This window comes from Agrobacterium sp. 10T429, assembly GCF_056393925.1.
Map to the genome: position 1 here is coordinate 82,965 of NZ_JBFTGV010000004.1, position 25,961 is coordinate 108,925.

The following is a 25,961-nucleotide window of genomic DNA, read 5'->3' on the forward strand; positions in this document are numbered from 1 at the left end:
GGCCATGACCAAAATTACTGATCTGCGAGTTTTCGACCTGCGTTTTCCGACCTCCCAGAGCCTTGATGGTTCGGATGCGATGAACCCCGACCCGGATTATTCGGCGGCTTACGTCATTCTCGACACCGACGAACCGGAACTGAAAGGCCACGGGCTGACCTTCACCATTGGCCGCGGTAATGAGATTTGCTGCATGGCCATCAAGGCGATGCGCCATCTGGTGGTCGGAACCGATCTGGCGACGGTCACCGAGAACCCCGGCAAATACTGGCGCCACCTGACTGGTGATAGCCAGCTGCGCTGGATCGGCCCGGACAAGGGCGCGATGCATCTCGCCACCGGCGCCGTCGTCAATGCTGTCTGGGATTTGCTGGCCAAAAAGGCGGGCAAACCCGTCTGGCAGCTTGTTGCCGATATGAGCCCGGAAGAAATCGCCGATATCGTCGATTACCGCTATCTGACTGACGTGCTGACGAAGGACGATGCGCTTGCGATCCTCAAAAAAGCCGAAAGCGGCAAAAAGGAACGTATCGAGACGCTGAAGAACGAAGGCTACGCCTGCTACACCACATCAGCCGGCTGGCTCGGTTATGACGACGCCAAGCTGCGCCGTCTTTGCCAGGAAGCGATCGATGCCGGTTTCAACCATGTAAAGATGAAGGTTGGCCGTGATCTCGAAGACGATATCCGCCGCCTCACCATAGCCCGCGAGGTGATCGGCCCCGACCGTTATCTGATGATCGACGCCAACCAGGTGTGGGAAGTGGATCAGGCGATTGAATGGGTCAAGCAACTTGCCTTCGCCAAGCCCTTCTTCATTGAAGAGCCGACCAGCCCGGACGATGTCGCCGGCCATCGCAAGATCCGTGCAGCCATCGGCTCCGTGAAGGTGGCAACCGGCGAAATGTGCCAGAACCGTATCATGTTCAAGCAGTTCATCGCCGAAGGTGCAATCGACGTGGTGCAGATCGACAGCTGCCGCATGGGTGGTCTTAACGAGGTGCTGGCGGTTCTGTTGATTGCTGCCAAATACAATTTGCCGGTCTGGCCGCATGCCGGTGGCGTCGGCCTTTGCGAATATGTGCAGCATCTGTCGATGATCGACTATCTCGTGGTTTCCGGCACCAAGGAAGGCCGCGTGATCGAATATGTCGACCATCTGCACGAGCATTTCATCGAACCCTGCGATATTCGCAATGCCGCGTACATGCCGCCGAAGCTGCCCGGTTTCTCCATTGAAATGAAGCCGGATTCTATTGCGACCTACACGTTCAAGGGATGATTGAAGGATAACAGCGCTTCCGTGAGGCGCTGCCACTCCGCTTCGCTGCCGGGAAGGCCGAAACGCATGTCGTTCGGCCTTTCATCAAAAATGCGCACCAGAATGCCGTGCAGGCCAAGGTGATCGAAAAGTTCTTTGGCCCGGTGGTCCCGCACCAGGGTGAACAGGGACGTACCGCCGGCAATCTTCAGGCCCACTTTTTCCAGCAATTCACTCATACGCTGTGCTTCTGCCGCAAGCCGGAGCCGCATGGATGATTGCCATTCCCTGTCCGCCAAAGCCTGCGTCGCGATATTGAGCGCCGGCCCGGATACTGCCCAGGGGCCAAGCCTTGCCTCCAGTTCCGCAGCGATGTCGGGATGCGCAAGCGCAAAACCGAGTCGGACCCCTGCCATGCCATAGAACTTGCCGAAGGATCGCAGTATTATCAGCGCGTCACGCCCTGCGACATTTGCAAGACTTTCCGTATGTCCTGTCTCGATAAAGGCCTCGTCAACGACGAGCAGGCCGCCTTTGCGGCGCATCGCCTCGGCCAGCGACAACAAAGCTTCTCGATCCGTGATGCGACCATCGGGGTTGTTGGGATTGACCACCACCGCATAGTCGTACGCTGACAGATCACTGATATGGTCTACCTCGGTCACGGTCAGTCCGGCCATGCGCGCGGTGCGGGCATGTTCGGCATAAGCGGGTGAGAGCACGGCTCCGCTTTTCGCTCCGCGTTCGAGTGCCAGGTGAGCCAGCAATGGCATCAGCATCTGGGTGCCGGGGGACAGTGCCACATGCCCCGTGGATGGTGCGCCGAAAGAGGCGCCAGCCAGCCTTTTCAATTCTTCGGCCGCGTCAGGCTCCGGCAGGCGGGCAAATGCGCTGGCGGGAACGGGAGAATGCGGGTAGGAGTGCGGATTGATCCCGGTCGACAGGTCGATCCACGGTTCCGGCGCTTCAGGAAACATCAGACGCGCCTTGCCGAGATTGCCGCCGTGACGGATCGTAGCCTGCGCCTTTTCCGGTACCTTATCGCCCATGTTCTTCGCTCTCGCTTTTCTGTCGCTCTTGATCGAACGCCTGACTGGATATCCGGACTGGCTGTTCAAACGCATCGGTCATCCCGTCACCTGGATCGGTTCGCTTATCGCGCTGCTGGACAAAAAATGGAACCGGGAGAGTGCTTCATTTTCGCAGCGCAAGGCGGCAGGCGTCGCGGCGCTCTCCGTTTTTCTGGCGCTGACGGTGCTTGTTGCATGGTTAGTGCAATTTGTTCTGCTTTTATTGCCCCTTGGTCTGTTGCTTGTTGCGGTGCTTGGGGCGTCACTTCCGGCCCAAAAAAGTCTGGAACAGCATGTTGAGGCCGTTGCCATTGCGCTGGAACGCGAGGGGATTGACGGCGGGCGCAAAGCTGTCTCCATGATCGTCGGGCGCGATCCGCAGGCGCTGGATGAGCCGGCAATCTGCCGGGCGGCGATTGAAAGTCTGGCTGAGAATTTCTCTGACGGCATTGTCGCCCCTTCCCTCTGGCTTGGTCTTCTGGGGCTGCCAGGCGGTGCGGGTTATAAGGCAATCAACACGGCCGACAGCATGATCGGTCATCGCTCGCCACGCCATGAGGCCTTTGGTTGGGCGTCGGCCCGGCTGGACGATCTGGTCAATTTGCCGGCATCGAGACTGAGCGGCGGTCTTTTCGTGGTCGCCGCGTTTTTCGTGAAGGGTGCATCACCGAAAGGGGCAATTGCCGCGATACGCCGCGATGCGCGGCATCACCGCTCTCCCAATGCCGGCTGGCCGGAGGCGGCACTGGCCGGGGCACTGGGCTTTGCGCTGGCCGGGCCGCGCTCCTATGGCGGGCAGATGATCGACGCTCGTTTCATGGGCGAAGGCGGAAGAGCGACACTGGTTGCTGGCGATATTCGCACAGCGCTCAGGCTGGCGAGGATCGCAGACTTCCTGCTGATCGCGCTGTTCGGATTGCTGGCAATCCTTATCGCGCTATAGAAAGCAGTCTGTCGAGATCGAGGTGGTTCTCCATATGGGCCGCCAGGCGATCAAGAACGGCATCCACCTGCGCATCATAGTTCAATTCAGTGCCCTGCCCACCAAGCCGCTCAAGCCACGCCCCGCGTTGGCGGTCATCCGCAAACAGGCCGTGGATATAGGTGCCTAAGATGCGGCCATCGGGCGAAATTGCGCCATCGGCATGTCCGTCAATGGTCGAAAATGGCAGGTTGCCCGCGGCACCCGTTGTTTCGCCAACATGCATTTCATAGCCGGATAAGGGAATTCCGTCGAAACTCTGTCCCTGGACGGAAACGAGCCTCTTGTCACCGGTCAAAACCGTCGTCACATCCAGCAGGCCCAACCCATTGACCGTCATTGGTGGTCCTTCGATGCCGTCAGGGTCGGCAACGGTTTTTCCAAGCATCTGGTATCCGCCGCAGAGACCGAGAACATAACCGCCGCGGCGCACATGTGCCTTGATGTCGATGTCGAGGCCTGCATTTTTCAGCACGGCGATATCAGCTATGGTGGATTTCGAACCGCAGAGCAGAACCAGCCGGCAATCGGCGGGAATGGTCTCGCCCGGCCGCACTCGGATCAGCTCCACATCCGGCTCCATGTCGAGCGGATCCAGATCGTCGAAATTGGAGATATGCGGCAGGATCGGCACGGCAATGCGGATTTTCGCGCCGGGCTTTTGTTGCGCTGGGCCAGTAAGCCCAAGGGCGTCCTCCGCTGGCAATTTCGCAGCATCGGAAAAATGCGGCAATAGCCCGATGGACGCCCAGCCGGTCTTTTCCGCGATCATCCGCATGCCGTCTGAAAACAGCGTAGGGTCACCGCGAAAGCGGTTCACGATGAAGCCCTCTATCATCGCGGCATCATCGCGTTCGAGAACGGTTTTTGTGCCCACGAGGCTGGCGATGACCCCGCCCCGGTCGATATCGCCGATCAGGATCACGGGAGCATCTGCGGCGCGGGCAAAACCCATATTGGCGATGTCGTTAGCGCGGAGGTTGATTTCGGAAGCACTTCCCGCCCCTTCCACCAGCACCAGATCGGCCTGTTGTTTCAGGTGCTCGAAGCTCTCCAGCACACGCGGCATCAGCCCGGCTTTCATGTGCTGATAATCGGCTGCCTTGGCATTGCCGACAATTTTGCCCTGTACGACGACCTGTGCGCCGGTTTCGCTCTGCGGCTTTAAAAGCACCGGGTTCATGTGAACCGACAGCGGAACGCCTGCTGCCCGCGCCTGCAGCGCCTGCGCGCGACCGATCTCGCCGCCATCGGCAGTGACCGCCGCATTGTTCGACATGTTCTGCGGCTTGAACGGCATGACGGACAGGCCACGCCTGACGAAGGCGCGGGCAAGGCCAGCCACCATCAGCGATTTGCCGACATCCGAGCCGGTTCCCTGAAACATCAGCACACGTGCAGTCATGTCAGTATTCTATCCCGGCCTGCGCCTTTACGCCCGCCTTGAAGTGATGTTTGACGAGGGTCATTTCCGTCACCATGTCGGCAGCGTCGATCAACGGTTGTTTGGCGTTGCGGCCGGTAACGATGACATGCAGATCGGATCTACGGTTGGAAAGCGTTTCGACGACCTCTTCCAGCGGCAGGTATTCATAGCGGAGCGCAATGTTCAGTTCGTCGAGAACCAGCAATCCGATCGTCTCGTCGGCCATCAGTGCTTTCGCTTCCTCCCAGGCCTTTGTAGCTGCCGCGACATCGCGCTTCAGGTCCTGCGTGTCCCAGGTAAACCCCTCGCCCATGGTGCGCCATTCCACCCTGTCGCCGAACAAAGTCAGGGCCTGCTGTTCACCCGTCGACCATGCGCCCTTGATGAATTGCACGACGCCGACCCGCCGCCCGGTGCCGAGCATGCGCAGGGCAAGGCCGAAAGCGGCCGTGGATTTGCCTTTGCCAGGGCCGGTATTGATCATCAGCAGACCTTTTTCGATGGTCTTTTCCGCGACTTCGGCATCCTGAACCGTCTTGCGGTTGACCATTTTCTGCCGGTGGCGTTCGGCTTCGCTGTCGCTGATATCGCGTGTCATCGCGTTTTCCTTCTCGTCCAGAGGCGCGGGACCGTATGCCCCCGCCATTCGGAGCGGCGACTATACTCAATTTGCCGCACCCGGCAATCGACAAGCCGGCAGCATTGACCGTCACGCCCGTTCAGCCTAAGGGTAAGGCACTGACGGTCTTTTCCCGGCAACGGGAAAAGCTAAGAGGGAACACGGTTCCACCCCATAACGGGTCATTCCGTGGCTGCCCCCGCAACTGTAAGCGGTAAGCCCGCACTGTGAAGCCACTGGACCATAAAATTGGTCCGGGAAGGTGGTGCAGGGTGTTTTAAAGCCGCAAGCCAGGAGACCTGCCGTTTCAGGAAAAAACGTCTCCCGGGCGGGGTGCTCCGGTCAGCCGGTCGAATTGAATTGCAGCCGCGCTTTTCAGTGCGCTGTTTTCGACATCCGCACCCCGACGAGTTTAAAGGCGCGGAAAGCGGAACGGTTTGGATATTACCACAACATCTTCTTGTGCGGACGGGACAATGGAAGTCAACACAGCTTCCGGCGTGGTCGTTTTTGTCTGCCGAAGCTGTCGCGACGACACCGATCCCAATGCGGAGCCGCGCCCCGGCACCATCCTTGCGGAAGCTGCCATCGCAAAAGCGCGTGACTCCGGCATCGATGTTCGCTCCGTCAATTGCCTTGCCAATTGCAAACGCGGCCTCAGTGCCGTGCTGCGCGGTGCCGATGGCTGGTCCTATGTATTCGGCGGGCTGACGCCCAACGATGCGGAAGACCTGCTCACGGGCGCGCAAATGCTGGCCGCCTCCGCAGATGGCCTGATGCCCTGGCGCGGCCGCCCCGACACATTGAAGCGCGGCATGGTGGCGCGCATTCCCCCATTCGATTTTACCGAGGAGAGATCATGAGCACCCTTCTGGACCGCGTTCCCTGCACCATCGTCACTGGCTTTCTGGGGGCTGGAAAAACCACGCTGCTGCGCGGTCTTCTCGAAAAGCTTGATGGCAAGCGGCTTGCCATCATCGTCAACGAATTCGGTGATATCGGCATCGATGGCGATATCCTCAAGGGATGCGGCATTGAGAGCTGCCCGGAGGAAAACATCGTTGAGCTGGCCAATGGCTGCATCTGCTGCACGGTGGCGGATGATTTCCAGCCGGCCATCGAGCAGATTCTGAGCCGCCAGCCGAAGGTGGAGCATATCCTCATCGAGACCTCCGGCCTTGCCCTACCCAAGCCGCTGGTGCAGGCATTTCAATGGCCGGCCATCAAGAGCCGCGTGACGGTTGACGCTGTGGTAGCTGTTGTGGATGGCGCTGCCCTTGCCGAGGGTCAGGTGGCGCATGACATGGAAGCCCTTGCCGCCCAGCGCGCAAATGACGAAGCCCTCGATCACGACGATCCGGTCGAAGAGGTTTTTGAGGACCAGATCGCCTGTGCCGATCTTATCGTGCTGACCAAGGCGGATCTGCTCGATAGCGCCGGTCTGGACAAGGCGAAGGCTCATATTCTCGAGCATTTGCCGCGGGCCGCAAAGATCGTCGTCGCCTCGAATGGCGTCATCGATCCGGCCGTGCTGATCGGCCTCGGTCTTGCGGTTGAAGAGGATATCGAAAACCGCCGCACCCATCACGATGGTGAACTCGACCACGAACATGACGATTTCGACAGCTTCGTCATCGACCTGCCGGCCGTGACCGATCCGGAAGCGCTGGCGGCTCGTATCGCCGAGACGGCGGCTGCGGAAAATGTTCTGCGCATCAAAGGTTTCGTCGAAGTATCTACCAAGCCGATGCGCCTGCAGGTGCAGGCAGTCGGTAGCCGCGTCAACCATTATTATGACCGTCCCTGGGCGGCCGGTGAAGAGCGCCGCAGCCGCCTCGTCGTCATAGGCGAAAAGGGCCTCAACCGCGAAAAGATCGAACAGATGCTGGCCGCCTGATAGAAATGCACATTCTCGCCACCACATCTTCGTCTCTGGACGACCTGATCGAGCCGGTTGATCTCAACCAGCCGCGATCGGATGTGGTGATGCTGTCTTTTTCGGCAAGCGATCTTGCCGGGMTGGAACAGGCATGGCGGCAGGCAGAGGGCGCGCTTCCGTCATTGTCTGCCGCCAACCTCTCCGAGCTTCGGCATCCGATGTCGGTCGATCTGTGGATTGAGAAGACGGCCGAACATGCCCGTGTCATCCTTATCCGGATTCTCGGCGGCGCGGAACGCTGGCGCTATGGCGTCGATCAGCTCAGCACGATGGCGCGGCGACGTGGCATAAAACTTATGCTCCTGCCGGGTGAATGCAGTGAGAGAGACGAAAAGCTCGAAGCAGCCTCGACTGTTGATCGCCAGACGTTGGCGTCGGTCCTCGCCTTCTTCCGCGAGGGTGGGCGGGAAAATATGGACCGGCTTGCCATTGGTCTTGCTGCCCTTGTAAGTGGTGGCGCATGGCCAGATATCGAGGCTCAACCGCTGCCGAAAGCCGGCTTTTACCGGCCGGGTAAAGGCGTCGTGGATCAGGCGGAAGCCTGCGCCGGTTTTCCCGCCGTTGCAGCTGTCCTTCCCATTCTCTTTTACCGCTCCATGCTTCTTGCGGCCGATGCGGCGCCCGTGGATGCGCTTTTTAACGCGCTCTCTCAGCGTGGTTTTGCGCCATTGCCGATTTTCGTCAGCGGCCTCAAGGATGCGGAGGCAATTCGCTTTCTCGAAACCGTACTGCCCGAACTCCAGCCCGCCGCCATCGTTGCCGCCACGGCTTTTGCCAGTCAGATGGACGACAGCGGTAAAACCCTGTTTGACCGCATCGGCGTGCCGGTGTTTCAGGTGGTTATGGCGACGACGCGAAGGGACGGCTGGGCGGAAAATGCGCGCGGTCTCAACCCTTCCGATCTTGCCATGCATGTGGTCCTGCCGGAACTCGATGGCCGGATTCTTGCTGGCGCGATATCATTCAAGCAGGTGCGGACTGATGGCGGTATCAGCCTCATCAATGTACCGGAGGCTGATCGCGTCGAACAGGTGGCAAACCGAATCGCTGCCTTTCTGCAATTAAAACAGTCCACGCCACAGGAACGGCGGATCATCATTCTGATGCCGGATTATCCCGGTGCTGCGCCGGGGCGCACGGGTTATGCCGTTGGTCTTGATGTGCCGCAAAGCGTGCTTGAAATGCTGCGCGATCTGGCCGCGGCAGGATATGTGGTCTCGGATATTCCCGAAACGGCGCGGGCTTTGCTGGATTGTGTCGAGCAGCAGGAAGCGGCTGTCGGACTTTCAGACTATCGTGATTTTCTTTTGGGTTTGCCTGAAGGGGTTGCCGCCTCCGTGGATGGCACGTGGGGTTCGGCCGAACAGGACGACGCACTAGCCGACGGCGCATTCCGTTTTCGCGTCGCCCGTTTCGGCCAGATATTCGTGGCCCTGGCACCGGATCGTGGGCGAAATGAGGATCGGCGGGTGGATTACCATGACCCTGCCCTGCCGCCACGTCATGCGTTGGTCGCTTTCGGCGCCTGGATGCAGCGTGTCGCAGGGGCGCATGCCATTGTGCATGTCGGTGCGCATGGCACGCTGGAATGGCTGCCCGGCAAGACAGTTGCGCTTTCCCGCGATTGTTTTCCTGAAATCGTCACCGGGTCTTTGCCGGTGGTCTATCCGTTCATCGTTTCCAATCCGGGCGAAGCGGCGGTTGCCAAACGGCGGATCGCTGCCGTCACGATCGGCCATGTTCCGCCTGTGCTGGTAGATGCCGGGCTTTCGCCGGAACAATCGGCTCTGGAACAGCTCGTCGACGAATATGCGCAGGCGGATGGGCTCGACCGCCGCCGCCGCGACCGGCTGGCGAAACTGATCGTAGAGAAGGCGCTGGAAACCGGTCTTGCGGCGGATGCCGGTGTCGGTGCAAAGGACGATGCCGATGCGGCGCTGTCGCGCATCGACGCCTTCCTCTGCGATCTCAAGGACTTCGCCATCAAGGATGGCCAGCATGTTTTTGGCCGCAGCCCCGAAGGCGAGACCGATCTTCTGAGGCTTGAAAGTGCTGCGGCGGAAAAAACAGCGCTGCTTACCGCGCTCGATGGCCGCCATATTGTCCCCGGTCCTTCCGGCGCACCCGCGCGCGGGCGTCTCGATGTCCTGCCGACGGGCCGCAATCTTTATGCTGCCGATCCGCGCACCATGCCGACGCCGACGGCTTTCGAGCTGGGCCGCATGGCGGGCGAAGAAGTGCTTCGGCACCATCTGCAATCCCATGGCGACTGGCCGAAACATCTGGTTTTTGATCTCTGGGGCAGCGCCAGCCTGCGCAATGGCGGCGAGGATGTGGCGCAGGCGCTGCATCTGATGGGAGCAAGACCGATCCATGACCCGGCGACGGGCCGCGTCACAGGCATTGAGGTTCTGCCGCCGGCCAGTATCGGGCGGCCGCGTGTTGATGTTACATTTCGGATTTCCGGGCTGTTCCGCGACATGTTTCCGGCGTTGATCGCTCTTCTAGACGCCGCCGCCAAGGCTGTCGCGTGGCGGGATGAAGCGCCGGGTGACAATCCGCTGGCGGAAGAAGCGGCGGCACTCGGGCATATACCGGCACGCATCTTCGGCTCCGCACCCGGCACCTATGGTGCGGGCACAGAGGAAAAACTCGCCAGCGGAAAATGGGAAGAACGCGAGGAACTGGGCCAGGCGTATCTGGATGCGGCAAGCCATGCCTTTGACGGTGCGGATGGGCTTGAGATTTTCGAGGATGCCGGTTTTGTCGAGCTGGTGCGCCGGGCCGATCTTCTCATTCACACCGGTGACGATCCGGGCCGCGATCTTCTCGACGGCTCGTCAGATGTCGCCTTTATCGGTGGTTTTTCCGCCGCAAAAGCACTCCTTGGCGGCGTTGCCGATATTGTGGCGCTGGATACGACCGATCCCGCGCGTCCGCGCGCGCGGTCCATTTCACAGGCGCTGACGCGCGTTGTTCGGGCCCGCGCCGTCAATCCGCGCTTTATCGCCGGCCAGATGCGGCACGGCCCGCGCGGGGCGGCGGAATTTGCCGAGACGGTTGACCGGCTGATCGGTTTTGCGGAAACCACCCATGCGGTATCTTCCTCGCTGATCGAGGCGCTTTACGACGCCTATTTCGGCGATGAGGACGTGCGTAATTTCATCCTGCGGGAAAATCCGAAAGCGGCGGAGGTCATGGCGACGCGCTTTTTATCCGCCCGTCGTCGCGGGTTGTGGCACAGCCGCCGCAATGCGGTGGATGCGGAACTTGAAATGCTGATCCTGCCCCGTTCTGAAAGGGTCGGCGCATGAGGACGGCCCCTTCCGATCCGGTCCAGCCGTTTGGCCGCCGTGGCACGTGTCCGGCCTTATCGACCCCGATGCTGACCGGTGACGGCTACCTGTCGCGCATCGCATTCGAGGCGGATATTGCGCCCCATGATATGATCGCGCTTTGTGAACTTGCTGAGCGACACGGCAACGGGGTGATCGACATCACGGCACGCGGCAGCCTGCAATTTCGAGGCCTGACGCGGGAAAGCGCCTGCGACCTGGAGAATGATGTTCTGGCGCTTGGTTTGCCGCTTCGAGACGGACTGGCAGTCGAGACCTCACCTCTTTCCGGTCGGGACGATCGGGAAATCGCCGATGGCAGTGCTATTGCGGATGAGATTCGCAGAGAGGCTGCCGCGCTGGCGCTGCATGAAAAGCTCGCCGCCAAAATGTCCGTCATCATCGATGGGGGCGGCCATCTTTCAATGGGCGATTTGCTGGCCGATATCCGTCTGAAGGCGGTGCGGCTCGATCATCGAGTTTTCTGGCAATTGCTTGTCGGAGGCCCGGAGAGCAAGGCGTTGCGTGCGGGATTTGTTGAGGCCGACAAGGCAGCCGATGTGGTCCTGTTGCTGCTCGTCCATCTGGCCGGCAAAGGACCGCTTGCCCGTGGCCGCGATCTGGATTTGCGGACGATAAAGGCGATTTGCGGAGACCGCCTGGTAGATAGCGAGAGCCAAGGCGAGATGCCTGCGCCTTCCTCGCCCCTGGGGCTGATGGCGGCCGGTAATGGTACCTTTGCTGCCGGTATCACGCCTGCTTTCGCGCAAGTTCGTGCTTCCGATCTGTCGCGGCTCTGTGGACTGGCGCGCGCATTTGATATCGAAACATTGCGGCCGTCGCTCAATCATAGCCTGCTATTTTTCGGGTCGCGGGATGCTTGCGATGCGCTGATGCAAACTGCGGACAGTGCCGGTTTCATCACAAGGGCAGGTGATGCGCGGTCTTCCATCGCTGTCTGTCCCGGCACGCCGGGGTGCGCTTCGGCTTTCTTTCCCACACATGATCTGGCGGCCTTTGCATCGCGGGAATTAGCTTCCATGCTCGATGGCTCCTTCACACTGCATCTCTCCGGCTGCGGAAAGGGTTGCGCGCATCCCGCCCCCTCGTTTTTGACCTTTTCCGGCACCGCCGATGGTCTCGCCTTTTCGTTTTCGAGCCGCGCCTGCGACCCGCAGGACGGTATTTTACCTTTCGAGCAACAGAGGACGGCGCTTTCGCGACTTGCCCGTCTTTACGAAAAAGAACATAAGCCCGGGGAAAACGCTGCCGACCTGCTTGCCCGTCTGGGTAAGGAGGCAATCGTTGCCGCGTTTCGACAGGATGACCGATGACCGACCATGACTATATTCGCGACGGCAATGCGATTTACGAGCGCTCCTTCGCCATCATTCGCGAGGAAGCGGATTTGTCCGTTTTTACCGAAGATCAGGCGGATATCGCTATTCGCATGATCCATGCCTGCGGGCTGGTGGAAGCGGCCAGCCATTTCCGTTTTTCTCCGGATTTCGTTGCCGCTGCACGTAGTGCTTTGCTGGCGGGCAAGCCCGTTCTGTGCGATGCGGAAATGGTCGCCCACGGCGTGACCCGTGCCCGCCTTCCGGCCAATAATGACGTGATCTGCACCCTTCGCGATCCGCGCACCCCTGAGCTTGCGAAAACGATTGGCAATACCCGTTCCGCCGCCGCACTCGATCTCTGGGCGGAAAAGCTGGACGGTGCTCTCGTTGCTATCGGCAACGCGCCGACAGCGCTGTTCTATCTTCTGGAGATGCTTGAAAAAGGCGCTCCACGTCCAGCTGCCATTATCGGCATGCCGGTGGGTTTTGTCGGTGCGGCGGAATCGAAGGATGCGCTGGAGGCTAGTTTGCTAGGCATTCCCTATGCCATCGTCAAGGGACGTATGGGTGGATCGGCCATGACGGCCGCTGCCGTCAACGCCGTTGCGAGGGCAGGTCTGTGAGCGCGGCTCTTTTCGAAAATTCCAAGGGTAAACTCGTGGGCGTCGGCACCGGCCCCGGCGATCCAGAGCTTCTGACGCTGAAAGCCGTGCGCGCCATCGAAAATGCCGATGTTCTCGCCTTCTTCTGCAAGAAAGGCAGCAGCGGCAATGGTCGCGGTATCGTTGAGGCCTTCATTCGTCCGGGCACACTGGAAATGCCGCTGGTCTATCCGGTAACCGTCGAGAGCGATAAAAACGGCGAGGATTATCGCGGTGCGATCGCCGCTTTTTTCGATCAGTCGGCCACGGATATTGCCGCTCATCTCGATGCCGGGCGCAATGTCGCCGTGCTGTCGGAAGGCGATCCGCTGTTTTACGGTTCCTATATGCATCTTCATCTGCGGCTTGCGCCTTCCTATGAGGCGGAGGTCGTTGCCGGCATTACCGCCATGTCCGGCTGCTGGTCGATGGCCGGTCTACCGCTGGTGCAGGGTGACGATATCTTGAGCGTGCTTCCCGGCACTCTTGCCGAAGATGTTCTGACAGAGCGTCTGTCCGGCACGGATGGCGCCGTGATCATGAAGGTCGGCCGCAACCTGCCGAAGATCCGCCGGGCGCTGGAAAAGGCCGGCAAGCTTAATGAAGCGCTGTATGTCGAGCGCGGCACCATGGCGAACAGCCATGCGGTGCCGCTGATCGAGCGGGACGCATCGCCCGCCCCCTATTTTTCGCTGGTTCTGGTACCTGGCTGGAAAACCAGACCCGCTGGCGGTGAAGCGTCATGAACGGCAGGCTGGTCGTTGTCGGCCTCGGCCCTGGCAGTTCTGCGCAGGTGACACCGGAGGCGCTCGCCGCCGTTGAGGCGTCGGAGGATTTCTTCGGTTACATTCCCTATCTCGATCGGCTGTCGCTCAGACCCGACCAACGTCGCCATGCCTCTGACAATCGCGAGGAAATCTCCCGTGCCGAACAGGCTCTGCGGCTTGCAGCCGGGGGCGGCAAGGTCTGCGTGGTTTCGGGCGGCGATCCCGGCGTTTTTGCCATGGCGGCGGCTGTTTGCGAGGCGATTGAACATGGCCCGCGCGAATGGCGTGAGATAGACTTTTCGGTCGTGCCGGGCGTGACGGCCATGCTTGCGGTTGCTGCACGAGCCGGCGCGCCGCTCGGGCATGATTTCTGCGCCATCTCGCTGTCGGACAATTTGAAGCCCTGGGGCATTATTGAAAAGCGGCTGATCGCGGCTGCGGAAGCCGGATTCGTGATGGCTTTCTATAATCCCGTCAGCAAGGCGCGCCCGCACCAGCTTGGCACCGCCTTCGATCTTTTGCGGGCACATTTGCCCGGCTCGGTGCCGGTGATCTTTGGCCGTGCGGCAGGCCGTGCGGATGAGCGCATCCGGGTCGTGCCTTTGTCTGAAGCATCGAGCGACATGGCGGATATGGCCACCTGCATCATCGTCGGTTCGGTGGAAACGCGTTTGATTGAACGTTCCGATAAAGACCCGCTGGTCTATTCGCCACGTTTTTCGAAAAGAGAAAGCTGATGGCGGATGGCGGTGAGCGCAGTCGCTATATCCGGCACGTTCGCGCCATCGAGGATTGCGGCGTTCAGCTTTGGCGGCCGCTCGATCATGATAACCGGCAGGCCAAGCCGCCTAGCCGCTTCGATCTTGCCGTAACTGGCGTTGCCGCCGGAGTTCTTGGAAACCACAGTGCCGATACGGTTTCCCTCCAGCATGCGGATCTCTTCATCCAGCGCAAAGGGGCCGCGCGCTGTAATATAGCGAGCATCCGGCACCTTCAGCGGCGGCTCTACCGGATCAACGCTGCGAATGAGATAGCTGTGTTGGGGTGCGGCCTCGAAAGGAAGAAGTTCCTGCCGGCCGAGCGCCAGAAACACCCGCTTGCCTTCAGCGCCGAGCGCAATAACAGCCTGTTCGATGGTATCGACCCTCTGCCATTTGTCATTCGGTTGGCGCTCCCAGGCGGGGCGCGAAAGCATGATCAGCGGAACTTTGGCAAGTCTCGCCGCCTCCACGGCATTTGCGGAAATCCTCGCCGCATAGGGATGGGTGGCGTCGACCAGAATATCGAAATTCCCGGTGCGGATGAAATCCGCCAAACCCGCAGCACCGCCAAACCCGCCACTGCGCATCGGCACAGGCTGTTCCACTGGCGAAAGCGTACGCCCGGCCATGGAGAGCAGGATTCGGTAGCCGGAGTCCACCGCCAGCTTGCCGGCCAGAATGCGGGCATCCGCCGTGCCGCCAAGGATGAGTATGGAGCGTGTCATGACGTCTGAATATTCCGGAACGGGCAACGCTTCCACTCAAAAGAAGGCTTCCACTGAAAAGAAAGGCAAGCCATGGCTTTTCATCGTCGGCATTGGCGAAGATGGGCTGGATGGGCTCGGTCGCAATGCCGTGGCGGCAATAGAGGCGGCCGAGATTGTTTTCGGTGGCAAACGCCATCTGGAACTGGCGGCTGCAGCCATTCGTGGTGAGGCGCGCCCTTGGCCGGTGCCGTTCGATGCGGAGATGAGCGATGTCGTGGCGTTGCGCGGTAGACGGGTCTGCGTGCTCGCCTCCGGCGATCCGTTCTTTTATGGCGCCGGCGTAACACTTCTGCGGCGGATACCGTCGGAGGAGACAGTCTGCTATCCCTCACCTTCAGCCTTCTCCCAGGCTGCGGCGCGGCTTGGCTGGGCATTGCAGTCGACCGAATGCGTGTCGTTGCACGGGCGTTCCATCGATTTTTTGCGACCGCATCTGCATCCCGGAGCGAGGATCATCGCGCTTACTTCTGATGAGCGCGCGCCCGCTCTCATCGCGGAATTGCTGTCTCAATCCGGTTTCGGCCAGTCGGAATTTGTCCTGCTCGAAGCTTTGGGCGGAAAGCGGGAGAGGCGGCGGCAAATCAGGGCGGTCGATTTTACCTTTGACGACATCGATTCTTTGAACGTCGTGGCTATCGATGTCGTTGCTGCTGAGGGCGCACGCGTCCTGCCTTTTGTGCAGGGGCTGGATGACAGCCTGTTCGAACATGACGGGCAGATCACCAAGCGTGAAATCCGTGCCGTGACGCTTTCATCGCTGGCTCCGCGCCGGGGCGAGCTGCTGTGGGATATCGGTGCCGGTTCGGGTTCGATTGGTATTGAATGGATGCTGTCGCACCCCTCGCTCCGTGCCATCGCCATAGAGCAGCATCCCGACAGGGCGGAGCGTATCGCCCGCAATGCCGAGGCATTTGGCGTTCCGGAGCTTGAAGTCATGATCGGTGCAGCACCTGCGGCTTTTGAAGGCCTGCCTCAACCGAATGCGATCTTCATTGGTGGTGGCGGCAGCGAAACGGGCGTGTTTGAGGCTGCTCTGGAGGCCTTGAAGCCAGGCGGGCGGCTGGTTGCCAATGCGGTGACGCTTGAAATGGAAGCGGTGCTGCTTGCGGCCCACGCCAGGTTCGGCGGTTCGATGATCCGTCTCGATGTGTCGCGCGTTGTTGCTGTCGGCTCCATGTCGGGCTGGCGTCCGGCCATGCCGGTGACGCAATGGAGCTGGGTCAAGCCATGGTGACTGTCGCTGGCATAGGCTGCCGCAAGGGCACGGGTTCAGATGCAATTATTGCAGCCGTGCACGCTGCCGAGCTTGCTTTTGGCAGGACCGTTGAATGCTTGGCGACTGCGCCGCTCAAGGCAAAAGAAGCTGGTCTTGTGGAAGCGGCGAAACGTCTGGCGCTGCCGCTTGAAATCGTATCGAAGGAACAGCTCGAGGCGGCTGCTTCGAAAACAATGACATTTTCACAGGCAAGCCTTGATCATGCCGGGACGCCCAGCGTCAGTGAAGCGGCGGCACTTGCTGCCGCCGGAGAAAATGCGCGGCTGGTCGCGGCGCGTCTCGTGGTTGGCGATGTGACGGTAGCCATCGCCACGACGAGCGACGCGCGAAATGGCCGCGCCATCGAACATGGAGAACAACAATGACGGTTCATTTCATCGGCGCCGGTCCGGGCGCCGCCGATCTCATCACGGTGCGCGGGCGCGATCTTATCGCTGCCTGCCCGGTCTGCCTTTATGCCGGCTCGCTGGTGCCGAAGGCGCTGATCGAGTATTGCCCGACGGATGCACGCATTGTCGATACGGCAGCACTGTCGCTTGATGAGATCGAGGCGGAGTTCGTTGCGGCGGCAAAGGCCGGCAAGGATGTGGCACGGCTGCATTCCGGTGATCTGTCCGTCTGGAGCGCCATGGGTGAACAGATCCGCCGGCTGGAACGGCTGGGTCTCGATTATACCGTGACTCCAGGTGTGCCCTCTTTCGCTGCTGCCGCTGCCACCCTGCAGCGGGAATTGACGGTGCCGGAAGTGGCGCAAAGCCTTGTTCTGACCCGTATTTCGGGCCGCGCTTCGAAAATGCCCGAGGGCGAGACGCTGAAAGCCTTCGGTGCGACGGGGGCGACACTTGCCATCCATCTCGCCATCCATGCCATCGGCCAGGTGGTGGAAGAACTGACGCCGCTTTATGGTTCCGATTGCCCAGTCGTCATAGTCGTCCGCGCCTCCTGGCCGGATGAGCGGGTCATTCGCGGCACGTTGTTCGACATCGAAGGAAAACTTGCGGCCGAACCGGTGGAGCGGACGGCGCTGATCTTCGTCGGGCATGGGCTTGCCTCGACGGATTTTCGCGAGAGCGCACTTTATAGTACCGATTATGTCCGGCGGTTCCGCTCCCCGAAGGAAGATGCGAAGGGCTGATGCGACGGCGTGGAGGCGGTGCGTCCCTTGAGCGTGCCCTGACGATCGAACACCAGAATATCAAGCTCGATGCCGGGCACCTTCAAAGCGGCAGCCGCTGTTACCCAGGCTTTTTCCGCAACGATCGCGCCGAGGTCTATCCCCGCGCGTTCGGCCAGCTCAAAGGCGTGCGCAACCATGTTGGCCTGACGAATGGCGAGGGCAAGATTTTCATCTCCGCCAGCCTCGGTTGCGAGTACCGCCAGCGCATCAAGATCGGCCAGGCCTTTCTTGGAATGCACGTCGAGCATGCCCTGGGCGAGCTTGGTCATCTTGGCGACGCCGCCGGCAATCGTGACCCGCTCGACAGGGTGGCTGCGGAGATATTTCAGCATGCCGCCGATAAAATCACCCATATCGATCAGCGCGGTCTCTGGCAGGTCGTAAAGTGCCTTTCCGGCTTTTTCCGAAGTGTTGCCGGTCGCGCCGAGCAGATGGGTGCAGCCGGTGGCGCGCGCCACATCGATGCCGCGCCAGATGGAGTGGATCCATGCCGAGCAGGAAAACGGGATGACAATGCCGGTGGTGCCAAGGATGGAAATGCCGCCGACAATACCGAGCCTGCCATTCAGGGTCTTTTCCGCGATTTTCTCGCCGTCGCGAACGGAAATCTCGACTTCGAAATCTGCATCGTCTCCGGCTACTTCGCGAATGGCGGTTTCGATCATCTTGCGCGGTACGGGGTTGATCGCGGGTTCGCCCGGCGGCAGGGGCAATCCAGGCCGGGTGATGGTGCCGACGCCTTTTCCGGCCTTGAAGGTTATGCCGCTGCCGGGCTTTCCCCGTCGCACGGTGCTTTCGATCAGCGCACCATGGGTCACGTCGGGATCGTCGCCAGCATCCTTGACGACGCCGGCTCTTGCGAAGTTTTCACCTTTTTCCTCAGTGGCGAGAGAAAATGCCGGCCTCACGCCGCTTGGAAGTTCGACTTCGACAGGGTAAGGAAACTCGCCGGTCAGAAGGGCAGCGCAGGCCGCCTTCGTGGCGGCTGCCGCGCAAGTGCCCGTGGTCCAGCCGCGGCGAAGGGTCTTTCCATCCGTTTCCATATGAATTCCTATAGCCGGGACGGCTATTTCCGTCATCGTTAAAAAAGCAGCCGAGAAGAATGTCGATAGCGCAGGTTTTGAACAGCATCGCCGCAAAAGGTCCGGTCTTTGAGTCCGGGCATGTCTGGCTCGCAGGCGCGGGTCCGGGCGATGTGCGTTATCTGACGCTCGAAGTCGCGCTCGCGCTTTCGCAGGCCGATGTGATCGTGCGCGACGCGCTGGTAAGCGACGATGTCGTTTCCCTGGGGCCTCAGGCTGAAATCGTGTTTGCCGGCAAGCGCGGCGGCAAGCCGTCGGCAACGCAGGACGACATCACCGCCTCCCTGATTGATCTCGCCCGACAGGGTAAGAAGGTGTTGCGGCTTAAGGGTGGCGATCCGTTTATTTTCGGGCGTGGCGGCGAAGAGGCGGAGGCGCTTGTCCGCGCCGGCATCTCATTTCGTATCTTGCCGGGCATGACCTCGTCGCTTGCAGCCCTTGCTTCAGCGCGCATTCCCGCCACCATGCGCGGTATCAGCCGCGCTGTCACGCTTGCCACCGGCCATGCCGCCGGGACCGAAGAGGATCTGGATTGGCTGGCACTGGCGAAGACACAGGAACCCATTGTCTTTTATATGGGGCTTAAGAACATAGGCTCGATCGCGGGTCTTCTGATGCAGGGCGGTCGTTCGGGCAAGACGCCGGTCGCCGTCATCATGTCGGCAACGACCGCGCAGGAACGTATTTTCATCGGCACACTGGAAAGCATAGCTGACGATGCAAAACGGGAAAAATTCGAGGCGCCGGCGCTGATCGTTATTGGTGAGATCGTTTCGATGCGCGACCGACTTGGGGTGCCGACCTTATGACCACACGGGCGATCATCATCGGCGCACCGCGCTCTGGTTCTGGCAAGACCAGCGTAACAATCGGCTTGCTCAGGGCCTTTGCCCGGCGCGGCATCAAGGTGCGCGGCATCAAGACGGGGCCGGATTATATCGACCCCGGCTTCCATGCCTTCGCCACCGGCACATCCGGTCTCAATCTCGACAGCTGGGCCATGCAGCCGGAATTGCTTCGACACCTGTTGTTGCAACAGGCTGATGGTGCTGACCTCGTTTTGATCGAAAGCGCCATGGGCCTGTTCGACGGCATCCCCGTGGCGGAAAACCGCACTGGTTCTGCGGCGGATCTGGCCCGGCTGTTCGGCATTCCCGTGCTGCTGGTGCTGGATGTGTCGGGTCAATCGCAGACAGCCGCTGCTGTTGCCTATGGTTTTGCCCACTATGATCCTGTTGTCACCATGGCGGCGGTGGTGCTGAACCGCGCCGGCAGCGAAAGACACCGGACGCTGTGCACGGAGGCCATCGAAAAAATCGGTCTGCCTGTCGCAGGATGCGTCCTGCGTGATCCGTCACTCATCCTGCCGGAACGGCATCTGGGCCTGGTGCAGGCCAGCGAACATCCGGAAATCGACGCGCATATAGAACGGCTGGCGGATGCGATGGAAAGGTCCATTGATCTCGATGCCTTGCTTTCGCTCGCTGCGCCTGTAGATGTGCCCTCCGGCTCGGTGGAGGCAGCGATTGCGCCGCCCGGCCAGCGCATCGCGCTTGCAGACGACGCGGCTTTCACCTTTCTTTATCCGCACCTCAAGAACCACTGGCATGCAGCGGGGGCGGAGATCGTGCCCTTCTCACCGCTGGCCGACGAGGCGCCCGATGAGACCTGTGACATTTGCTGGCTGCCAGGTGGTTATCCCGAACTTTACGCTGGAAGGCTTGCCGATGCTGCCGGGTTTAAAGCGGGGATTGTCCGTTTTGCCGAGACGAAGCCGGTGCATGGCGAGTGCGGCGGCTATATGGTTTTGGGAGCGGCGCTGGAAGATGCCGATGGTGTCACCCATGCCATGACCGGGCTTCTGTCACATGCCACCAGTTTCGCCACGCGCAAGATGAACCTCGGTTACCGGCAGGCTGCAATCGTGGCAGATGGGCCGCTGGGCAAGGCGGGCGAGGTTCTGCGCGGTCACGAGTTTCACTATGCGCGTGTCATCGATCCGGGTCACGATGAGCCTTTCGCTCAGATTGCTGAGGGGCAGGGTCGTCCGCTCGGCCCCTCCGGTGGCAGGCGGGGTCTTGTTTCAGGCACTTTCTTCCACGCGATAGCCAAAGCCGGGTAAGCAATTTGGCGTCCGGATGCGGGGTTGCGTCAAAGTGGAGCGGGCTGCGAAAGTTTGTAGTCTGGTGCGATAGGTAAGTGCTATATAGCCACTGTCGTCCCGAGTTTCCGAAACGCTATTTCAATGAAAAGACTGCGCCTATTCATTTCTGCCGCCCTTGCCGTGGCCATGATACCGGTTCCGCTCGAGATCGGTGCTGGTCAAATGCAGGCTCATGGCGGCGAAGATTATGCAACGCTTGAAAAACTCGGCGCTGCGCTGTTCGATGATGCCAATCTTTCCATGAACCGCACGATGGCGTGTTCCACCTGCCATATGCAGGCGGCGGGTTTTTCCGATGCGCGCGAAAGCGACAAGGTCGGCCGGGACGTCTCTCTCGGCGATGACGGGATGTCGTTGGGCGACCGTAATGCGCCGACTGCAGCCTATGCCCGGTTCACGCCGCCATTCGGTAGGAACGCTGCGGGAGAGTATGTCGGCGGGCAATTCTGGGACGGTCGTGCCTCCCTGCTGGAAGACCAGGCGGGTGGACCACCGCTCAACCCGATCGAAATGGGCATGCCGGATAAAGCCTCTGTCGTCAAACGGCTCAAGGAAAACCCTGATTATGTTGCGGCGTTCGGCACACAGTTCGGCAGCGATGTTTTCCAGAGTGACGAAGGCGCCTTTGCTGCGATGACCAAGGCGCTGGCGAGCTTCGAGCGTTCCGATGAATTCTCCACCTTCGATTCCAGGTATGACCGTTTCCTGCGCGGCGAAGAAAAGCTGACCGATCAGGAGGAGCTGGGCCGGGTTCTGATCTCCTCGACACAGTTCACCAATTGCAATACCTGCCATGAAATCCGTGGCGCCAAGGGTTTGGAAGACGGCCTCTTCACCAACCACAAATATTTCAACATCGGTGTTCCGGCCAACACGTCGGTCAGGGCAGTCAACGGCTCCAAGCCGGATGCGGTCGATCTCGGATTGGCGCAAAATCCCGCCGTGGCCGGCGATCCGGCTCAGCGCGGCAAGTTCAAGGTGCCTACCCTTCGCAACGTCGCTGTCACTGGTCCCTACATGCACAATGGCGTGTTTAAGGATCTGCGCACGGTGGTGCTGTTTTACGTGAAATACAAAAGCAAGAAACCCAGCCGGCAGATCAACCCTGAAACGGGTAAAACCTGGGATGCGCCGGAAGTGCCTGATAATATCGCCATGACAGAGCTGACTTCCGCACCGGCGCTGGACGACAAGCGTGTGGACGCCATCGTCGCCTTTTTGAAGACGCTGACTGACAAAAGATATGAACATCTTTTGCCAAAGGAAGATGGGCAAGCGACCGTGCCGCCTGCCCAACCGGTTTCGGTGAGTGTTACGCCGAAAGCGCCTTGAATTCTGCGAGAACCGCGTCACCCATTTCGGAGGTGCTGACCTGACGGGAACCGTCGGACATGATGTCGGCGGTGCGGATGCCCTTGTCGAGCACGTTCGCAATTGCAGTTTCGAGCTTCGTTGCCTCATCTACCATGTTGAACGAATAGCGCAGGCACATGGCGAAGGACGCGATCATGGCAATGGGGTTGGCGATGCCCTTGCCGGCAATGTCAGGTGCCGAACCGTGCACCGGCTCGTACATGGCCTTGCGCTTGCCGGTCTTGGCATCCGGTGCACCAAGCGATGCCGACGGCAGCATGCCGAGCGAGCCCGTCAGCATGGCAGCGACGTCGGAAAGCATGTCGCCGAAGAGGTTGTCGGTCACGATCACGTCGAACTGCTTGGGCTTGCGCACCAGCTGCATGCCGCCGGCATCGGCCAGCATATGGTCCAGCTGAACGTCCTTGTATTTCGCAGCGTGGGTTTCGGTGACGACCTGGTTCCACAAAACGCCAGATTTCATGACGTTGCGCTTCTCCATGGAGCAGACGCGGTTATCGCGCGTGCGTGCCAGTTCGAAAGCGACGCTGGCGATGCGCTCGATCTCGAAGGTGTCGTAGATCTGCGTGTCGATACCGCGCTTCTGGCCGTTGCCGAGGTCGATGATCTGCTTGGGCTCGCCGAAATAGACACCGCCCGTCAATTCGCGGACGATGAGGATATCGAGACCCTCTACCAGCTCCGGCTTCAGTGAGGAGGCTTCGGCAAGTGCCGGGTAGCAGATGGCGGGGCGCAGGTTGGCGAAAAGTTCGAGATCCTTGCGCAGGCGAAGCAGGCCGGCTTCCGGGCGGTGTTCGTAGGGAACGCCATCCCACTTTGGGCCGCCCACGGCGCCAAACAGGATCGCATCGGCGGCAAGGGCCTTTTCCATATCTGCGTCGGAAATCGCGACGCCATGGGCATCATAAGCGGAGCCGCCGACCAGGCCTTCCTGCGTGGTGAAGCCGGCATTTTTCGCGCTGTTCATATAGTCGATCAGCTTGCGGACTTCGGCCATGGCCTCGGGGCCGATACCGTCACCGGGCAGAAGGAAAAGCGTGCGGACTGTCATGAGAACCCTCCTTGGGCGGCGCGCCGGAAACCATCATGAAGGGTTTTCTATTGCGGCGAGCGCGGCGTCAAACTCGTTTCCGTCCTGCCGCCTCACAAGTCTATCGCCAGCCGAACGGGATCGGGGGCTTCTTATCCCCGCCTCAACGGCTTTTCAAGCAAAGCAAAAGCCGATCCGGTACGGTTTTGTACCGGATCGGCTTTTAAAAGAGGATAGAATTGCGGTCAGGCCCAGGGGCGGACCGAGGCATTTGCCTTTTCGAACGTGTCGATAGCGCCGGAATGCTCAAGTGTCAGGCCGATGTCGTCGAGGCCGTTCAGCATGCAATGGCGCTTGAATTCATCGATCTCGAAGGTGATCGTGCCGCCATCAGGGCCGCTGATTTCCTGGCGTTCCAGATCGATGGACAGAACGGCGTTCGAGCCGCGCGATGCGTCGTCCAACAGCTTTTCGAGATTCTCGGGGCTGACGACGACAGGCAGGATGCCGTTCTTGAAACAGTTGTTATAAAAGATATCGGCGAAGCTGGTGGAGATCACGCAGCGGATGCCGAAATCGAGAAGCGCCCATGGTGCATGTTCGCGCGAGGAGCCGCAGCCAAAATTATCGCCCGCGACGAGGATCTGGGCGTTCTGGTAAGCGGGCTTGTTCAGCACAAAATCGGGATTGGGCGAGCCATCTTCGAGATAACGTGACTCAGCAAAAAGGCCAGTGCCAAGACCCGTGCGCTTGATGGTCTTAAGATAGTCTTTGGGAATGATCATATCGGTGTCGATATTGACGACCGGCATGGGCGCAGCAACGCCCGTCAGCTTGGTGAATTTTTCCATCTGTCGCTTCCCGTGTTTCCCTGGTCACAAAATCCGGCGTGGACTGACGCCCGCCGGATATTTTCTGTCGGGAAATACTGCAAAACGGATCGCTTTAGAAGCGCAAACCCGCATTCTTCGGTACGCCGCGTGCAGCGTTCTCGCATTTTGACAGGATTAACGATCTCAGAGATCGATGATCGTGCCTTTGCCGTCGTTCCAGACGCGCATGTCGCGCTGGTTGCGGGGCTTGACCGGAATGGGTGCCGGCTTCACACGCGCCGAAAGCAGACGGGCAGCGCTGAGAACGGCGAGCACGCCGATAAAAGCGACCGTAAGCGAGGCGGTAAACAGAGCCACCAAAGCCAGAAGTGCGATGCCGGATGCGGCAATGAAAAATGAACGGATGCCTTGCATGATTCAACCTTTCTTTCCAGACGAATGTGGGCCTTCTTCTTCCGGCTTGCAAGAGGATTCAGTGGATTGTCGTGTTGCAGATGTCACAAAAGCTTGACACAAGTGCGGCATGACTAATTTTTTCGAAAATATTCCTGTGAGACCGCGCCGTTCGCTGCTATCGGTTCCGGCCATCAATGTCAGGGCGCTCGAAAAAATCCGCGATCTCGATTGCGATGGGGTTATTCTCGATCTGGAGGATTCCGTTGCACCCGATGTGAAGGGCGCGGCGCGAGAGAATCTGGGCAGGCTGTTTTCGGATGCGCCCTTTGTGGGACGCGAGATCATTATCCGTATCAATCCGCTGTCAACGCCGGATGGTATGGAGGATTTAAAGCTCGTGCTTTCCTGCCGGCCGGATGCGGTATTATTACCGAAGGTAGAGCAGCCCGCCGATATTCACGATGTGGCCGACCTTCTGGCGGAGGCCGATGCGCCCCAGGGCTTGAAAATCTGGGCGATGATCGAGACGCCGCTCGGTGTGTTGAACGCAGCGTCCATTGCTGACGCTGCCCATACGCCTGATGGACGGCTTGCCGCTTTCGTCCTCGGGCTGAACGATCTGCGCAAGGAGACACGGGTTCCTTCCGTGCCCGGGCGAACCTACCTCGTGCCATGGATGATGCAGGTGGTGCTTGCCGCCCGCGCCTATGGGCTTGATGTCGTCGATAGCGTGTCGAATGATTTTCGCGATATCGCGGCTTTTGGCACCGAGTGCGAGCAGGGCCACGCCATGGGCTTCGATGGCAAGATGCTGATCCACCCGGCCCAGATCGAGCCCGCCAATCGTCACTTCGGCCCCGATGAGGCCGCTGTCGCTGAAGCCAGGGCGATTATTTACGCTTTCGCAAAACCCGAATCTGTGGAATTGAACGTCATCAACATGAACGGGCGGATGATCGAACGGCTGCATGTGAGCCAAGCCGAAAGGCTGGTTGCCATGGCCGATATCATCACACAACGAAAGGCGCAAAAGACGTGAAGGTCTATCGTTTCATTACAGGTCCCGATGACGCGAAGTTCTGTCACCGGGTCACCGAAGCTCTGAACAAGGGGTGGGAACTTGCCGGTTCGCCCAGCTACGCCTTCAACGCCGCAAGCGGTGTCATGCATTGCGGCCAGGCCGTGACCAAGGTGGTCGAGGGCAAGGAATACCACCCGGATATGAAGCTCGGCGAGCAATAAGAAGCGTGGCTGTCGGCGGGCTCAGCGCTCCGCCGCGGCCTCGTCGGCGCTTTCCTCGATCCGCTCCATGTCGTCATCCGACAGGCCGAAGTGATGGCCGATCTCGTGGATGAGGACATGGGTGATGATGTCGCCCAGCGTTTCCTCATTCTCGGCCCAATAGTCGAGAATGGGGCGGCGATAAAGCGTGATGCGGTTCACCATCTCGCCGGTTTCCATGGTGAAACGTTCGGAGATACCGCGCCCCTCGAACAATCCCAACAGGTCGAACGGTGTTTCGAGCGCCATGTCCTCGAACACTTCGTCTGTCGGGAAATCCGAGATCTCGATGACGAGATCCTTGGTCAACGCACGGAATTCTTCTGGCAGGTGGCCATATGCCTCGATCGCAAGCGACTCGAAGGCGGAAAGTGTCGGCGCATGGCGGTCCCGCCAATCGTCGGTCTGGTCTATGCGGGCCATTTCTGCTCCTTGTTGAA

General features: G+C 60.1%; 26 protein-coding genes and 1 riboswitch. Of the genes, 17 read left to right on the forward strand and 9 right to left on the reverse strand.

What is annotated here, in order from left to right; genetic code table 11:
- The first annotated feature begins 4 nt into the window (after positions 1–4).
- Positions 5–1,282, forward strand: a complete 1,278-nt coding sequence (locus AC1DCP_RS11770) for an L-fuconate dehydratase (RefSeq protein WP_003516405.1) — start codon at positions 5–7, stop codon at positions 1,280–1,282.
- Here AC1DCP_RS11770 and cobD read toward each other — a convergent pair.
- Entirely contained in the window at positions 1,264–2,310 is a 1,047-nt protein-coding gene (gene cobD, locus AC1DCP_RS11775) for a threonine-phosphate decarboxylase CobD (RefSeq protein ID WP_065688722.1), read from the reverse strand. The genes AC1DCP_RS11770 and cobD overlap by 19 nt on opposite strands.
- Between cobD and cbiB the strand changes: the two genes are divergently transcribed.
- Complete coding sequence (cbiB, locus tag AC1DCP_RS11780) at positions 2,309–3,274, forward strand: adenosylcobinamide-phosphate synthase CbiB (protein WP_065688721.1); 966 nt, start codon at positions 2,309–2,311, stop codon at positions 3,272–3,274. The two genes, cobD and cbiB, sit on opposite strands and share 2 nt — an antisense overlap.
- On the opposite strand, the gene AC1DCP_RS11785 is transcribed toward cbiB, so the two are convergent.
- Together AC1DCP_RS11785 and cobO are read right to left on the reverse strand one after the other, a co-directional pair.
- The gene (locus AC1DCP_RS11785; protein ID WP_065688720.1) at positions 3,261–4,718 is read right to left on the reverse strand and encodes a cobyric acid synthase; all 1,458 of its coding nucleotides are present in this window, start codon (positions 4,716–4,718) and stop codon (positions 3,261–3,263) included. The two genes, cbiB and AC1DCP_RS11785, sit on opposite strands and share 14 nt — an antisense overlap.
- Position 4,719: 1 nt before the next feature.
- On the reverse strand, positions 4,720–5,337 hold the full coding sequence (cobO, locus tag AC1DCP_RS11790; protein ID WP_038492973.1) for a cob(I)yrinic acid a,c-diamide adenosyltransferase: 618 nt from the start codon (positions 5,335–5,337) through the stop codon (positions 4,720–4,722).
- A gap of 127 nt (positions 5,338–5,464) precedes the next feature.
- Positions 5,465–5,679, forward strand: a riboswitch (cobalamin riboswitch).
- Positions 5,680–5,834: 155 nt separating this feature from the next.
- Here cobO and AC1DCP_RS11795 point away from each other — a divergent pair.
- Genes AC1DCP_RS11795 through AC1DCP_RS11825 form a run of 7 tightly spaced genes read left to right on the forward strand, consistent with a single transcriptional unit; the run spans position 5,835 to position 14,117 of the window.
- The gene (locus AC1DCP_RS11795) at positions 5,835–6,221 is read left to right on the forward strand and encodes a DUF1636 family protein (RefSeq protein WP_065688719.1); all 387 of its coding nucleotides are present in this window, start codon (positions 5,835–5,837) and stop codon (positions 6,219–6,221) included.
- Positions 6,218–7,255 carry a cobalamin biosynthesis protein CobW gene (gene cobW, locus AC1DCP_RS11800; RefSeq protein ID WP_003516415.1) on the forward strand — a complete coding sequence of 346 codons (1,038 nt, stop codon included), beginning with the start codon at positions 6,218–6,220 and terminating at the stop codon, positions 7,253–7,255. The genes AC1DCP_RS11795 and cobW overlap by 4 nt, the downstream gene beginning before the upstream one ends.
- 5 nt (positions 7,256–7,260) lie before the next feature.
- Positions 7,261–10,611 carry a cobaltochelatase subunit CobN gene (gene cobN, locus AC1DCP_RS11805; RefSeq protein WP_476774295.1) on the forward strand — a complete coding sequence of 1,117 codons (3,351 nt, stop codon included), beginning with the start codon at positions 7,261–7,263 and terminating at the stop codon, positions 10,609–10,611.
- Positions 10,608–11,966 (forward strand): precorrin-3B synthase, encoded by a 1,359-nt coding sequence (cobG, locus tag AC1DCP_RS11810; protein ID WP_065659996.1) that lies wholly within the window; start codon positions 10,608–10,610, stop codon positions 11,964–11,966. Before cobN ends, cobG begins: the two co-directional genes overlap by 4 nt.
- A complete protein-coding gene (locus AC1DCP_RS11815) occupies positions 11,963–12,595 on the forward strand; it encodes a precorrin-8X methylmutase (protein WP_065659995.1) in 633 nt (210 codons plus the stop codon). Before cobG ends, AC1DCP_RS11815 begins: the two co-directional genes overlap by 4 nt.
- Positions 12,592–13,359: a precorrin-2 C(20)-methyltransferase gene (locus tag AC1DCP_RS11820; protein WP_065659994.1), complete on the forward strand. Its 768-nt coding sequence runs from the start codon at positions 12,592–12,594 to the stop codon at positions 13,357–13,359. The genes AC1DCP_RS11815 and AC1DCP_RS11820 overlap by 4 nt, the downstream gene beginning before the upstream one ends.
- Complete coding sequence (locus AC1DCP_RS11825; protein ID WP_013636988.1) at positions 13,356–14,117, forward strand: precorrin-3B C(17)-methyltransferase; 762 nt, start codon at positions 13,356–13,358, stop codon at positions 14,115–14,117. Before AC1DCP_RS11820 ends, AC1DCP_RS11825 begins: the two co-directional genes overlap by 4 nt.
- Here AC1DCP_RS11825 and AC1DCP_RS11830 read toward each other — a convergent pair.
- Positions 14,084–14,866, reverse strand: coding sequence for a cobalt-precorrin-6A reductase (locus AC1DCP_RS11830; protein ID WP_065688717.1), 783 nt, complete (start codon positions 14,864–14,866; stop codon positions 14,084–14,086). The two genes, AC1DCP_RS11825 and AC1DCP_RS11830, sit on opposite strands and share 34 nt — an antisense overlap.
- Between AC1DCP_RS11830 and AC1DCP_RS11835 the strand changes: the two genes are divergently transcribed.
- From AC1DCP_RS11835 to cobM, 3 genes are read left to right on the forward strand one after another with little or no spacing between them, the layout of a single operon-like run.
- Positions 14,865–16,142 (forward strand): bifunctional cobalt-precorrin-7 (C(5))-methyltransferase/cobalt-precorrin-6B (C(15))-methyltransferase, encoded by a 1,278-nt coding sequence (locus AC1DCP_RS11835; protein ID WP_065688716.1) that lies wholly within the window; start codon positions 14,865–14,867, stop codon positions 16,140–16,142. The two genes, AC1DCP_RS11830 and AC1DCP_RS11835, sit on opposite strands and share 2 nt — an antisense overlap.
- Positions 16,136–16,549: a cobalamin biosynthesis protein gene (locus AC1DCP_RS11840; protein WP_065688715.1), complete on the forward strand. Its 414-nt coding sequence runs from the start codon at positions 16,136–16,138 to the stop codon at positions 16,547–16,549. Before AC1DCP_RS11835 ends, AC1DCP_RS11840 begins: the two co-directional genes overlap by 7 nt.
- On the forward strand, positions 16,546–17,319 hold the full coding sequence (gene cobM / locus AC1DCP_RS11845; RefSeq protein ID WP_065688714.1) for a precorrin-4 C(11)-methyltransferase: 774 nt from the start codon (positions 16,546–16,548) through the stop codon (positions 17,317–17,319). The genes AC1DCP_RS11840 and cobM overlap by 4 nt, the downstream gene beginning before the upstream one ends.
- Here cobM and AC1DCP_RS11850 read toward each other — a convergent pair.
- Complete coding sequence (locus AC1DCP_RS11850; RefSeq protein ID WP_065688713.1) at positions 17,274–18,404, reverse strand: cobalt-precorrin-5B (C(1))-methyltransferase; 1,131 nt, start codon at positions 18,402–18,404, stop codon at positions 17,274–17,276. The genes cobM and AC1DCP_RS11850 overlap by 46 nt on opposite strands.
- Before the next feature lie 59 nt (positions 18,405–18,463).
- Between AC1DCP_RS11850 and cobA the strand changes: the two genes are divergently transcribed.
- The 3 genes from cobA to AC1DCP_RS11865 all read left to right on the forward strand — a co-directional run bounded on the left by cobA (position 18,464) and on the right by AC1DCP_RS11865 (position 21,939).
- Positions 18,464–19,252 carry a uroporphyrinogen-III C-methyltransferase gene (gene cobA, locus AC1DCP_RS11855; RefSeq protein ID WP_476774296.1) on the forward strand — a complete coding sequence of 263 codons (789 nt, stop codon included), beginning with the start codon at positions 18,464–18,466 and terminating at the stop codon, positions 19,250–19,252.
- Positions 19,249–20,565, forward strand: coding sequence for a cobyrinic acid a,c-diamide synthase CobB (locus AC1DCP_RS11860; protein WP_320187520.1), 1,317 nt, complete (start codon positions 19,249–19,251; stop codon positions 20,563–20,565). The genes cobA and AC1DCP_RS11860 overlap by 4 nt, the downstream gene beginning before the upstream one ends.
- A 123-nt stretch (positions 20,566–20,688) precedes the next feature.
- Positions 20,689–21,939, forward strand: coding sequence for a cytochrome-c peroxidase (locus AC1DCP_RS11865; RefSeq protein WP_112153249.1), 1,251 nt, complete (start codon positions 20,689–20,691; stop codon positions 21,937–21,939).
- On the opposite strand, the gene leuB is transcribed toward AC1DCP_RS11865, so the two are convergent.
- The 3 genes from leuB to AC1DCP_RS11880 form a co-directional block, all read right to left on the reverse strand.
- The gene (gene leuB, locus AC1DCP_RS11870) at positions 21,920–23,032 is read right to left on the reverse strand and encodes a 3-isopropylmalate dehydrogenase (RefSeq protein ID WP_112153248.1); all 1,113 of its coding nucleotides are present in this window, start codon (positions 23,030–23,032) and stop codon (positions 21,920–21,922) included. The two genes, AC1DCP_RS11865 and leuB, sit on opposite strands and share 20 nt — an antisense overlap.
- 224 nt (positions 23,033–23,256) lie before the next feature.
- Positions 23,257–23,862, reverse strand: coding sequence for a 3-isopropylmalate dehydratase small subunit (gene leuD, locus AC1DCP_RS11875; protein ID WP_025594665.1), 606 nt, complete (start codon positions 23,860–23,862; stop codon positions 23,257–23,259).
- Positions 23,863–24,027: 165 nt separating this feature from the next.
- Positions 24,028–24,258, reverse strand: a complete 231-nt coding sequence (locus AC1DCP_RS11880; RefSeq protein ID WP_112153247.1) for a hypothetical protein — start codon at positions 24,256–24,258, stop codon at positions 24,028–24,030.
- Positions 24,259–24,367: 109 nt separating this feature from the next.
- Here AC1DCP_RS11880 and AC1DCP_RS11885 point away from each other — a divergent pair, with 109 nt between their 5' ends.
- Positions 24,368–25,279 (forward strand): HpcH/HpaI aldolase/citrate lyase family protein, encoded by a 912-nt coding sequence (locus AC1DCP_RS11885; RefSeq protein ID WP_162696131.1) that lies wholly within the window; start codon positions 24,368–24,370, stop codon positions 25,277–25,279.
- Positions 25,276–25,482 carry a DUF1737 domain-containing protein gene (locus AC1DCP_RS11890; RefSeq protein ID WP_003505258.1) on the forward strand — a complete coding sequence of 69 codons (207 nt, stop codon included), beginning with the start codon at positions 25,276–25,278 and terminating at the stop codon, positions 25,480–25,482. Before AC1DCP_RS11885 ends, AC1DCP_RS11890 begins: the two co-directional genes overlap by 4 nt.
- A 21-nt stretch (positions 25,483–25,503) precedes the next feature.
- On the opposite strand, the gene AC1DCP_RS11895 is transcribed toward AC1DCP_RS11890, so the two are convergent.
- On the reverse strand, positions 25,504–25,944 hold the full coding sequence (locus tag AC1DCP_RS11895; RefSeq protein WP_003516449.1) for a metallopeptidase family protein: 441 nt from the start codon (positions 25,942–25,944) through the stop codon (positions 25,504–25,506).
- Positions 25,945–25,961: the final 17 nt, after the last annotated feature.